Annotated in this window: 10 protein-coding genes and 4 tRNA genes; 2 read left to right on the top strand and 12 right to left on the bottom strand. The window is 26.4% G+C overall.

Annotated elements, in window-relative coordinates; all coding sequences use genetic code 11:
- Positions 1-76: 76 nt before the first annotated feature.
- The 12 genes from B0175_RS01155 to B0175_RS01100 form a co-directional block, all read right to left on the bottom strand.
- Positions 77-688: a 3'-5' exonuclease gene (locus B0175_RS01155; protein WP_108526905.1), complete on the bottom strand. Its 612-nt coding sequence runs from the start codon at positions 686-688 to the stop codon at positions 77-79.
- Complete coding sequence (locus tag B0175_RS01150) at positions 688-2,508, bottom strand: DUF294 nucleotidyltransferase-like domain-containing protein (protein WP_108526904.1); 1,821 nt, start codon at positions 2,506-2,508, stop codon at positions 688-690. Before B0175_RS01150 ends, B0175_RS01155 begins: the two co-directional genes overlap by 1 nt.
- Positions 2,509-2,523: 15 nt before the next feature.
- On the bottom strand, positions 2,524-4,293 hold the full coding sequence (locus B0175_RS01145; protein WP_108526903.1) for a VC_2705 family sodium/solute symporter: 1,770 nt from the start codon (positions 4,291-4,293) through the stop codon (positions 2,524-2,526).
- Between the two features lie 5 nt (positions 4,294-4,298).
- Complete coding sequence (locus B0175_RS01140; RefSeq protein ID WP_108526902.1) at positions 4,299-4,553, bottom strand: DUF4212 domain-containing protein; 255 nt, start codon at positions 4,551-4,553, stop codon at positions 4,299-4,301.
- 75 nt (positions 4,554-4,628) lie between these two features.
- The gene (locus B0175_RS01135) at positions 4,629-5,291 is read right to left on the bottom strand and encodes a response regulator transcription factor (RefSeq protein WP_108526901.1); all 663 of its coding nucleotides are present in this window, start codon (positions 5,289-5,291) and stop codon (positions 4,629-4,631) included.
- Positions 5,272-6,855: a sensor histidine kinase gene (locus B0175_RS01130; protein ID WP_108526900.1), complete on the bottom strand. Its 1,584-nt coding sequence runs from the start codon at positions 6,853-6,855 to the stop codon at positions 5,272-5,274. The genes B0175_RS01135 and B0175_RS01130 overlap by 20 nt, the downstream gene beginning before the upstream one ends.
- Positions 6,856-6,930: 75 nt before the next feature.
- A tRNA-Asp gene (locus B0175_RS01125) sits at positions 6,931-7,007 on the bottom strand.
- Positions 7,008-7,027: 20 nt separating this feature from the next.
- Positions 7,028-7,103 (bottom strand) — tRNA-Val (locus tag B0175_RS01120).
- A 19-nt stretch (positions 7,104-7,122) separates the two neighbouring features.
- A tRNA-Glu gene (locus tag B0175_RS01115) sits at positions 7,123-7,197 on the bottom strand.
- A 22-nt stretch (positions 7,198-7,219) separates the two neighbouring features.
- Positions 7,220-7,295, bottom strand: a tRNA-Lys gene (locus tag B0175_RS01110).
- A 64-nt stretch (positions 7,296-7,359) separates the two neighbouring features.
- A complete protein-coding gene (locus B0175_RS01105; protein WP_108526899.1) occupies positions 7,360-7,866 on the bottom strand; it encodes a CinA family protein in 507 nt (168 codons plus the stop codon).
- 94 nt (positions 7,867-7,960) lie between these two features.
- Positions 7,961-9,319 (bottom strand): FAD-dependent oxidoreductase, encoded by a 1,359-nt coding sequence (locus tag B0175_RS01100; RefSeq protein ID WP_108526898.1) that lies wholly within the window; start codon positions 9,317-9,319, stop codon positions 7,961-7,963.
- 265 nt (positions 9,320-9,584) lie between these two features.
- Between B0175_RS01100 and ileS the strand changes: the two genes are divergently transcribed.
- Complete coding sequence (gene ileS, locus B0175_RS01095; protein ID WP_108526897.1) at positions 9,585-12,314, top strand: isoleucine--tRNA ligase; 2,730 nt, start codon at positions 9,585-9,587, stop codon at positions 12,312-12,314.
- 123 nt (positions 12,315-12,437) lie between these two features.
- Positions 12,438-12,716 (top strand): NifU family protein, encoded by a 279-nt coding sequence (locus B0175_RS01090; protein WP_108526896.1) that lies wholly within the window; start codon positions 12,438-12,440, stop codon positions 12,714-12,716.
- Position 12,717: the final 1 nt, after the last annotated feature.

The raw sequence follows: 12,717 nt of genomic DNA, 5'->3' as shown, positions 1-12,717 counted from the left end.
TCAAAAAAGTTTAAAAAAAACTTTAAACTTTTTATAAAAGAAGCGATTTTTAGGGATATTATGTTTTATAATTATATTATTGTTTTATAAATTGTTTTAATTTTAGAAAGATCATAGAAGTCATAATAGCATCATTTAATGCATCATGCTTACCTAAAACAGGTATATTTAAATTTTTCATAATAGTATCAAATTTTAAATCTATAAATCCATAGTTACTTGTAGATTTTCTACTATCATAATATATTCCAGAGACTTCTATTGGTTCATTTGGAAGTTTAATACCAAGATATTTTTTTGTATATTTAGAAATAATAGCCATATCAAATTCTATATAATAACCAACAATTGGTCTTGAACCAATAAAGTCTAATAATTGATAAATAGCAATTTCTGGTTCAAGTGCATTTTCTAAATCTATTTGTCTTAAGTGATGCACTTTTATAGATTCGATATTTATATCTTTTGAAGGTTTTAAAAAAATATTAAATGTTTTTCTCATCAATATTTTATTATCTCTTATTAAAACTGCTCCAATAGATAATATTTCGTCTTTTTTAGGATTTAATCCTGTTGTTTCACAATCTAGACTTACAAATTCATTTTGTGCTGGAGTATCAAATAAAAAATCATATCTTTTATTTTTTAGTTGTTTTCTATTCCAATTTCTTAAAAAGTTTTTTAGCATTAGTATATTTTATCCAGTTTAAATATGTAATTTATAAATTTCTTGAATTCAACAACAATTTTAAAAGATTCTTTTAATAAATCTCTTTCAATTTTCCCTAAATTATTTGTATCTATTTCATTTGTTAAAGCAATTCCTTCTTGAATACAATCTAGTTGATTTTTCAATCTTATAGTACTTGCTATTTCAAATGCTTCTATTAATTCAGCAGCTTTAGTTTTTTCTAAAATATTTTTTGCTTCAAGTATTTTTATTCTTTTTATTGTTGTTGTTTCTTTTATTTTTTCTCTTAAAGCTAAACTTCTAATTCCTTGAACTATTGGAAAAATTGCAGCTTTTTTTATATTAATTAAATCATCTTTTGCCATAAAGTTTGAAAATGTTGTTGGAGTATCAAAAGTAATCGTAGCTTTTGCAAAATATGCCATAAAAATATCTTTATTTTGAACTTTACCATATAAATAATCTTTTAAATTGATTAGTAATTCTTTATCTCCTGCAACTGCAAAAGCATCTATAAAAATTGCTAAATCAAGATAATTTTTCATATCAGGAGAATTTAGCCATTTTATAATATCACTTTTATATTCATCTTCTGTTTTGCACCAATAAGGATTTGAAACCATAATATTTCCATCACAAGGTGGATATCCTAAATCAATTAGATGTTCAGTTAATTGTTGCATATAAGGTCTATATTGTTCAACATCAATACCATTTTTTACTACAAGAGCATTGTCTTGATCAGTTTTAACAATTTGTTCATTTCTTCCTTCACTTCCCATAACAATTAAACAAGCATTTTTTTGTAATTCTTCAGGAAGAACTAAACTATAAAGCTTTTGATAAACTTTTGTATTTAACTGTCCAATTAAGTTTGAAATATGATATATTTTTACGCCTTTTGCTTGTAAACTTTTGATAATATTCAAAAATTCATTGCTAGCTATTTTTAAATCTTCAACTTTATTCGCATTTTTTATTTTTGATTCTATAACATAGGTGTGATTTGCAAAGTGAGAAAGAATATCTATTTGTTCTAAAATACCAATCATTTCACCATTACTATTTGTAACGCCAATTCTTTTAATATTTCTTTTTATTAAAATTGTTAATGCTTCAAACAAGTAATCATCTTTTTGAATTGTTAAAAGTGGAAAAATAGCAATATCACGTACAGGAATTGTCAAATCCCTTCCTTGCAATAAAACTTTAACTTTTAGTAAAGAATCTGTAATTATTCCATATTCTCCATCAGATTTTTTTACAATAATTGTTGAAGTTTTAAATTGCATAGATTTTTCTATAGCATCAATTAATTTTGTATTTTCATCTACCATACAGGCTTCATGGATTAAAGTGTCTCCAACTTTTGCAATCATAAAAGATGAAAGTTGTGAAGTATATTCTTTGTCTTTTAAACTTTGAATTTTATTTACTAAATCTTTCAAAAAGAAATCTTTGAATTCTTGATTTTTTTCAATTAGACTTAGAAAAGTCTTTTTTTCTATTTCATAACAGATAAGTTCTTCATTTACTTTAAATGTATGTTCACATTTTCCATAAATTAATGAGTTTGAATCAAAAGAGTCCTCATTTTGATAATCCATTACAACAATATTTTCATTTGAGTATTCATATACTGAACCTTTTATAATTATAAAAAAGTGTTCAGGAATTTTTTCTGGGCTGATTAAAATTGTATCTTTGGGATAATATGCAATATCCATATGTTGAACACACATAGCCATTTGGCTTGGAGTTAGAACTTCAAACGGATGAATGTTTGATAAAAAACTTTCTTGATCTTGTATGCTCATTTTATACCTTCTTTTTTAAAGTTCTATTTTGTTTTTTATATTTGTAGGAATCCTAATTTTCTGAATTAATTTTTGTACACTTTTGGGAGGAAGTGGTGTTAATCTTGATACAATTAATGCAACTATAAAATTTAATATTGCTCCAATTGTTCCAATCCCTTCTGGAGTGATTCCAAACAAATAATTTCTCATATTTTCTATTGAATTATCAATAAATAAGAAGTACACAATATAACAAAAAGTGAATATAAAAGCAGTTAAAATTCCAAAGAATGCACCTTCTTTATTCATCCTTTTATCAAATATTCCAAGCACAACTGCTGGAAAAATCGTAGCTGCAATTAAAGTAAATGAAATTGTAACAGTTTGAACAATTGAATAAAAAGGTATTGTAAAAAATGTAGCGAAAGCAACAAGAATAAAAACTATTAAAATAATTGATAATCTTTTTGTTTTATTTTTATGTGGATATTTATAATTGTTTTTATATATAAATTCATCCCATAAGTCATAAGAAATTGTTGTTGTAATTATCAGAAGCAAACCTGTTGTTGTAGCTAAGATTGCTGCTAAGGCTCCAGAAATTAAAAGTGCAATTATCCAGTTTGGCAAGTTTGCAATTTCTGCATTTACTAAAGTTACAATATCAGGATTTATAAATAATTCATTATTTTTTGTTCCATCTATTTGTATTTTTTTATCTTCATTTTTGTCATTCCAAGATATAAAACCACTATTTTGCCATATTTGAAGCCATTTCCCATTGTTTATTGAAGTATCATTATTTTTTATTTCACCTTGAATAAATGCTTCATATTCAACATTTTGAACATTTTTTAAAAGATTAATTTTTGAAAAAGATGCAACTGATGAAATAGTTGTAAATATCAAAGCTACAAATATTAATGCCCAAAGAGCAGATTTCCTAGTATCTTTTACTGTAGAAAGTGTAAAAAACTTTATTAATAAATGAGGAAGAGTTGCTGTACCTAACATTAAAGCCATAGTTATCATAAATACATTTATTAAATCAAGAGATTTAGAGTAACTATCAAATCCAAAATCTACTAATATTTTATCTAAAGCAATTAAAAAAGGTGTTCCTTCTTTTATTGTTTGAAGAGGAGTAATAAAATCAAAGTTTATAGGTGAAAATATTGCTAATTGAGGTAAGAAGCTGTTAGTTAATTGCAATGATAAAAATATTGCACAAAATGTATATGCAAAAAGTATAATAATATATTGAGCTATTTGTGTATAATTGTTTGTTCTCATACCCGTAAAAATTGCATATAAAAATAAAATACCAATAGCACTCAATAAACCAATGTACATATCTACTTGAAAAAATCTTGAAAAAATTATTCCTAAACCTTTCATTTGTGCTGAAATATAAATAAATGAGGCTAAAACAATTATAATAATTGTAAGTAATCTAGCTTTATTTGAGTAATATCTTTGAGCAATAAAATCAGGAATTGTAAATTTTCCAAACTTTCTCAAATAGGGAACTATTAAAAGGGTAAGTAAAACAAATCCACCTGTAAATCCAAGTATATAAGGTGTTCCATTGTATCCTAAATATGAAATTGTTCCTGCAATTGATATAAATGAAGCTGCTCCAATCCACTCTGTTGCGATAGAAACACCAATAAAAATTGGATGAACTTTATTGTTTGCAATATAAAAATCTTTTGTTGAACTAGCTTTCGTCCACAACGCAAGACCAACATAAATTGCAAAAGTTATAGTTCCAAATAGGTAAATTAACGATTGTAATTCCATAAAATCTATTCACTTACATCATATTTTTTATCTATTTGAGACATTTTTCTTATATAAATAATAATTAAGATAATAAAAAGATAAATAGCACCTTGTTGTGCCATAAAGAAACCAAGTTTAACACCGTTTATTTCGATAAGATTGAGTTGTTCTACAAATAAGATACCACAGCCAAAAGAGATTACAAACCAAACAATAAGCAATTTAATAATTAAAAAGACATTTTCTTTCCAATACTCTTTTGCTTTTTTTTGATTCACTTTTTGCCTTTGTAAAATTTAGGGCAATTATAGTGATGTTTAATAGCAAAAAAATAGCATTTGCAAATAAATTAATTATACAGAATAATATCTATCTATTTTATAACCAAGTCCACGAATATTTTTAATAAAGTCTTCTTTTAGTGCTTTTTTTAATCTTGAAATTTCAGCTCTAATTGTAGGATTATCAATATTTTCAGCATCCCAAACATCAACTCTAAATCTTTCGAAATCTACAATCATATTTATATTTAGAGCTAAAATATGGATAATTTCCAATTGTTTTTTTGTAAGATTTTGTGGTTCTCCATTAAAATAAAGAGTTTGTTTATCTTTTGAATAAGAGTAGTTTTCTGAAAATCTAATATGTGAAGTGTTATTTTGTTCTTTTTTCAAAATCTGGTTTATTTTAATTCCAAGTTCACCTAAATGAAAAGGTTTTTTTATGTATTCTCTACATCCTAAATTGTAAGCTTTTGTGATATCTTCAATATCAACCAATGCAGAAATAAATATAGTTGGTATATGAATTTTTTTACTATTTAAGTGAGCTAAAACTCCAAAACCATCAATTGTTGGAACATTTATGTCTAAAATTAGTAAGTCAAAAGTTGTATCAACATTATTTAATACATCTTGACCATCTTGAAAACTTTCAACCATGTGACCAATATTTCTTAAATACTCACTAATAGCATTATTTAACATTAACTCATCTTCAAGAAGTAGTATTTTCATTTATTTTAAACCTATAAGTAAATTTTGTCTCTTTTTCATTTGAGTCGATATTGATTATAACTAAATTTTTATCACATATTTCTTTTACAATTTTTAGTCCTAATCCAAAACCACCTCGAGAAGAATTTTCTCTATAATAATCCTCAAAAATTTTGTCAAGATTTTCTATCTTTTTTGAATTAGTTGCAATACTAAACTCTATTTCATCATCATTTAAATAATAAAGTTTTACAAATATGGGAGATTTTGAAAAAGAGTATTTTACTGCATTTGATAAATTATTATCAATAATTCTTTGAAGCTCAGTCATATTGAATTTTATATATAAATCATCTTCTAAATTTTGAATAAGATATAAAGAATTTGATTTGATGATTTCATCAAAGAATTCTAATCTCTCTTTTAATATAGAAGTAAAATCTAGATACTCTTTTTCATAAACAACTCTATCTTTTTTTATTAAATATGATAAATCATCATAGATATATTGAATAGTTTTTGAACCAGATTCAATATTTGTAATATAGTTATTATTTGGTATTTTCATTTTTAGTAAATCTATATTTGTTCTAATAATACTTAATGGAGTATTTATTTCATGTACAGAATTTTTGATAAAACTTTTTTGAGAATCAACTAAATCTGTTAATTCTTTAGTTTTTTCTTTTACTTTATCTTCTAAATTTTTATTTAAATCTTCAAGCATAGTTGTTTTTAATTTTATATTATTCATTGCATCTGTTGCATAATTTGCTATGACTTTAAATTCACCAAAAATGATGTTGTTTTGATTTAGAGGTTCATCATTTTTTTGTGATTCTTTGAAGTATTTCCCTATTTCTTTTACATCATTTACTATTAAAATAGTTGCATTTTTATAAATAAATATTGAGTAAAATATAAGTAAAATCGTAAGAGAAGTTACTTGAAGTGTGTAATTTGATATTTTTTGATTATAATCATCTTCTTTTAATTTTATAAGTTTATCTATCTCATCTAAATAAACACCTTTTCCTATTGTCCAGTTCCATTTATCATAAGATTTTACATAAGATATTTTATTTGCTTCTTTATGAATTTCGGGTTTTGACCAAAAATAGTTTATAAATCCTCCATCTTTATTTTTAGAGATATTTATAAGTTCTTCTATAACTTTTTTACCATTTTGATCTGTAAAGTTTATAAAATTCTTACCAATGTTTGTTTTTTCAACAGAATTTTGAAGTAAATTACCATCAAAATCATAAATGAAAATGTACTCATTTGGATTATTGCTTAAATTTAATTCTTTAATTGCAATAATTACTTCTTTTTTTATTGTTTCTAAATCTTTTGTATTTATATTTTCTTTGTAGTAATAATCTATAAATTTTATCATATAGTCAATATGATTTCTTATTAGAGCTTTTTGATTAGTTGTGTAATCTTCTTTTAGGGTATGTATTTTCTCTTGTAGTTCTTCATGTGCATTATTTATAATTATAAAAGTAAAAAAAGATATCAAAACTATTATAAATAAGATACTATAAACTATTAGGTGATATAAACTCTTTGCTTTTAACATTTTAAACCTTTAAAATTGAAGTTAAATGATAGCTAGATTTTAGTAATAATAAACTTTGAAAGTGATATTTCCAAGTGGCGCGGCCGACGAGACTCGAACTCGCGACCTCCTGCGTGACAGGCAGGCATTCTAACCAACTAAACTACGGCCGCACTTGGGAAATAATAAAAAGTGGTGGTCGATATAAGACTCGAACTTATGACATCTACCTTGTAAGGGTAGCGCTCTACCAACTGAGCTAATCGACCGAAGTTGCATATTTTGGCTTGGTGACCCCTAGGGGATTCGAACCCCTGTGGCATGGATGAAAACCATGAATCCTAACCGTTAGATGAAGGGGCCAAGACTATGCAACAATAAAAAGTGGTGACCCGTAATGGATTCGAACCATTGGCCCCCTCATTAAAAGTGAGATGCTCTACCAGCTGAGCTAACGGGTCACAAAACAACAAACATTTTTAAGTGTTAAACTCAAAATGGACTGGAATTATATTGGAAAATCAATTAATTGTCAAGAGTTTTTTTTACAAATTTCAAAATTTTTTTCAAAGCAGTTTTTGCTGCTTGTATTTGAACCTCTTCTCTTGTACCTTTAAAGTAAAAAGTATCAATAATTTTTACATTATTTGCATCTGAAATACCAATTACAACTGTTCCTACTGGTTTGTTCTTTGTTGCTCCTGTTGGTCCTGCAATTCCTGATATTGCAATAGCAAAATCTGCTTCAAATTTTTTTATAGCACCATCTAGCATCTCATTTACAACTTCAGTGCTTACTGCTCCAAACTTTTCTAATGTTTCATTATTTACATTCAATTCTTGATTTTTTATCTTATTTGAATAAGAGACAATACTTCCATTAAAAATATCAGAAGAACCAGAAACTTTTGTAATCATACTTGCAACTAATCCACCTGTGCAAGATTCTGCTGTCGTTATTGTTTTTTTATTATTTCTTAGAATGTCTTGAAGTTCAATCATATCTTTTTTATTAAATATTTTTTTAAACACAACTAATCCTTTTTTTAAGAATAATGTATTTTAGTAATAAATTGATTAAAGTTGAGGAAAGAAAAATAGAAGAAAAATATTCTTCTATTTTTTATTATTTGTCGTCAGTAAAATCGCTTAAGAATTTATCTTCATAGAAAGTTTTACCTAAATATTGGCACACTTTTTTAATATCTCTTTCTGCATTTCCTAAACAAGATGTAGCACCTGGTGATGGAGTCATATTAAAGATGATACCTTCAAGCTCAGTAATTGAAGCTTCTCCAAGCATTAATTTTTTCTCATCTTTATTAAGTACTTGTGGTCTAACTCCTCCAAATCCTTTTGCATATTCAATATCTTCTACGCTTAAAGATGGAACAATTTTTCTTGCATCTTTAACAAATAAACCTTTATTAATTCCAGGAACTTCAAATAAAAAGTTTTTGAATACATAATTTCTAATATCTGAATCTTTTAATAAGTCCCAGAAAATTTTCATAATGCTTCCATCAAAATTCATAGTTTTTAAGCATTGAAAAAATGATTTTCCACCTTTATATCTCTCTAAAACTAATAATGCAAGTGCAGTTGGCCCAAATCTAGTTTTACCTTCACATAAAATATCTGGATCTCCATGAAGTGCAGCGAATGGTAATTTATCATTTTGTACCATATAAACTTTACCATTTAAGAAATGTCCACTTGTAATATAGAATGATCCTGCCATTGATAAAGAACCCATATGTTTTCCATAACCCATTTTGTGAGCTAAGAATAATGAGTGGGCTCCAGCATCAACAACAACGAAATCAGCAGTATAAACTGTACCATGAACAGTTGTAAGTTTGAATTTTTTACCAACTTGTTCAATTTCTTCTACTTCAGAGTTAAAGAAAACATCAGTCGTTTTAGATGAATCTGCATTTTGTCCAGCTTTTACTAATTCTTTAGTCATTGCTCCAAAATCAACTGTTGTATATTGATCATTTGTTCCCATAGCTACAATTGGTTCTGGTCTATCTTTTGTTCTTTCTTTATCTGCATAAACTAATAAAGGTTCTTTTTCTCTTAAAGCTTCTTTATCCCATAATTCTAAATAAGGGAAAATTTCTTTAAATTTATTATATCTATCAGTAATAAATTGAACTTCTTTTTCTCCAACACCTAAAGCCATTTTTTGGTGTTTAAACATAATTTTATCTTGTAAATCATACATAAGATTGAATTTTTCAATCATTTTTGCAGTTCTTTTTGTGATTTTTGCTTTCTCAAATGTATAGTTTGTTTCGATATCACCTACGTGAATTGTTTGAGAGTTACTTGTACCTTTTGAGTTTAATGTAGCTAAGTCCTCATATTTCTCAAGTAAACAAATTGAGTTTACATCAGAGTATTTTGCTAATTCAAAAAATAAAGCTGCTCCAGAGATACCCCCACCAACAATTACTACTTCATAGTGTTTCTCATTCATCTTGCTTTCCTTCTCCTATATTTTTGTCATAAAAATTTAGGGATTCTAACATATAAATTTTTTATTTTAGATAAATAGTAGTTAGTAATTATTTTATTTTTTTAAATTTTTATGTATGGAAAAAATATAATTTGTTGTTAAATTAAAATTTACGTAATTAAACATAATTTTGTGCTAAATTTAACAAAAGATAATTTTTAAAATATATTTAGATATAATCTAGGTTCTAATTAAAACTATAATATTTGAAAATGAAGGTGTAATAATGGATTATAAAGATAGTTTATTGCTTCCAAAAACAGATTTTCCAATGAGAGGAAATCTTCCTCAAAATGAACCTGTAAAATATAAGCAATGGGATGACAAAAAAGTTTACGAGAAAATGAAAAAAAATAGAGTAGGGGCTCCATCATTTACTCTACATGATGGACCTCCTTATGCAAATGGAAATATTCATATTGGTCATGCTTTAAATAAAATTTTAAAAGATATTATTAACAAATTTCATTATTTTGAAGGAAAATCAATTAGATATGTTCCAGGTTGGGATTGTCATGGATTACCAATTGAACAAAAAGTAGAAGAAAAAATAGGAAGTGAAAAGAAAAAAGAACTTCCAAAATCAAAATTAAGACAACTTTGTCGTGATCATGCAACTAAATTTGTTGAAATTCAAAAAGATGAATTCAAAAAATTAGGTGTAATTGCTGATTGGGAAAATCCATATTTAACAATGGATTTTAAATTTGAAGCAAATATTTATAGAGAGTTATGTGCAATTGCAAAACAAGGTCTTTTAATTCAAAGAAGTAAACCAGTTTATTGGTCTTGGGCTGCACAAACTGCACTTGCTGAAGCAGAAGTTGAGTATGAAGATAAAACATCTCCATCAATATTTGTTGCATTTAAACACGAAAATATCGATGCAAGTATAATTATCTGGACAACTACTCCTTGGACACTTCCTGCAAATACGGGAATTTCTTTAAATGGTGAAGAAGAGTATGTAAAAACTTCTGATAAATTTGTTGTAGCAAAAAAATTATATAACTCTTTAATAGAAAGTGGAGTTATAAGTGGTGAAGTAGTTGAAACTATAAATCCAAAAGATTTAGAAAATACATTTGCAATTAATCCATTAAATGGAAGAACTTCTAAAATTGTTTTAGGTGACCATGTTATGATGGATTCAGGAACTGGAGCAGTTCATACTGCACCTGGACATGGAGAAGATGACTATAAAGTTGGATTAAGATATAACTTAGATGTGATTATGCCAGTTGATGCTTATGGTAAATATGATGAGACAATAGTAAGAGAAAAATTATTTAGAGATACAGATAAATATTTAGGATTAAATGTATTTAAAGCAAATGAGTTAATTTTAGAAGAATTAGGAAGTGCTTTATTAAAAAGAGTAGATATTAGACACTCTTATCCACACTGTTGGAGAACTCATACACCAATTATTTTTAGAGCAACAAAACAATGGTTTATCTCAATTGATGATAAATATGGAAATAAAAATAATACATTAAGAGAAAATGCTTTAGAAGTTGTAGAAAATCTAAAATTCTATCCAGAGTGGGGAAGAAATAGATTAAAAGCGATGTTAGAAGGAAGACCTGATTGGTGTATTTCAAGACAAAGAGATTGGGGAGTTCCAATTGCATTTTTTAGAAATAAAAAGACTGATGAAATCATTTTTGATGAAAAAGTTTTAAATTATACAGCAATGATTTTCGAGCAATATGGTTGTGATGCTTGGTATGATTTAGAGATTTCTGATTTACTATATCCAGGAAGTGGATTAAATCCTGATGATTTGGAAAAAACTTTAGATATTTTAGATGTTTGGTTTGATAGTGGTTCAACTCAAAATGCAGTTTTAAGAAGTAGAAATTATGATGCTGGAACTTTCCCTGCGGATATGTATCTTGAAGGAAGTGATCAACATAGAGGTTGGTTCCAATCTTCACTTTTAACAACTTTAGCTTCAAGTGAAATTGCTCCTTATAAATCGATTTTGACTCACGGCTTCACTGTTGATGAAAAAGGTGAAAAAATGTCTAAATCAAAAGGAAATGTTGTTGCTCCTGATAAAGTTATAAAAGAGTATGGAAGTGAAATTTTAAGACTTTGGGTTGCAATGAGTGATTATCAAAGTGATTTAAAAATCTCTGATAATATCTTAAAACAAAATGGTGAGTTATATAGAAAAATAAGAAACACAGCAAGATTCTTACTTGCAAATATTGATGATTTAGAAGAGATTATTGATGTTTCTAAAATGGGACCATTAGATAAATGGATTTTAAATAAAGCTAAAAAAGTATTTGATGAAATTGAAGCTGCATTTAATGTTTATGAATTTTCAAAAGGTTTAAATAAATTAAATAACTTCTTAGTTGTTGATTTATCTGGGATTTATCTTGATGTTTGTAAAGATAGATTATATTGTGATGATAAAAAAGATATTCATAGGCTTGCAAGTCAAAGTGCAATGGCACTGATTGCAAAAAAACTTATTTCAACTTTAGCTTGTATTTTAACATATACAATGGATGAATTATTAGAGTTTGCACCAGCATTTATAAAAGATGGTTGTGAAGATATTTTTGATTACAAAAAATTTGATTTACCACAAGTTGAATCTTCTATAAATGAAGAAAATTTGATAGAAGCAAAAGAGAAATTTTCTGAAATTAAAGATGCTTTAAGTAAAGAAAAAATTATAAAATCTACTTTAGAATTATCTTTATATACAAACAGTGAAAATATTTTGGCTTTAGATGAAGTTGAATCAAGTGATTGGTTTTTGGTAAGTAGTGTCTTTACAACAAAACAAAGTAGTGAAGTTTTAGGTAAATTTGAAGTTGATGGAAAAGAATTTGAAGTTTATAAAGCAACTGCTCATAAATGTCCAAGATGCTGGAAATTTACAGCAACTAAAGAAGAATCACTTTGTAATAGATGTGAAGAAGTAGTAAAATAGGAAAAAAATGTTTCAAGAAGAAGTAACACTCTCTTTTATATTTCAAACAATAGCAGTAATATTGATAGTTACTGCTATTGGAATATATTTTGTAAAAAGAAAAGAAAAAGAGGTAAAAAATAAATGATGCCATTTTCTGATGAAGATTTACAAAATCCAGTAAGTTCTATAATTGAAAATAAAATTTCACCAATGCTAGCACGTGATGGTGGAGCTATAAAACTTTTAGCTATAAAAAATGCAAAAGTTTTTGTACAGTTACAAGGTGCATGTGTTGGCTGTAGTGCAAGTGGAAGTACTTTAAAGTATATTGTAGAAAAAGAATTAAAAGCTGCAATTCATCCTGATTTAGAAATTATAAATGTACCACAAGGTATGGAAAATAATTTAGAGGAATTATAAT

The organism is Arcobacter lacus (assembly GCF_003063295.1).
GTDB lineage: Bacteria > Campylobacterota > Campylobacteria > Campylobacterales > Arcobacteraceae > Aliarcobacter > Aliarcobacter lacus.
This window is presented reverse-complemented; position numbering and strand designations above follow the sequence as displayed.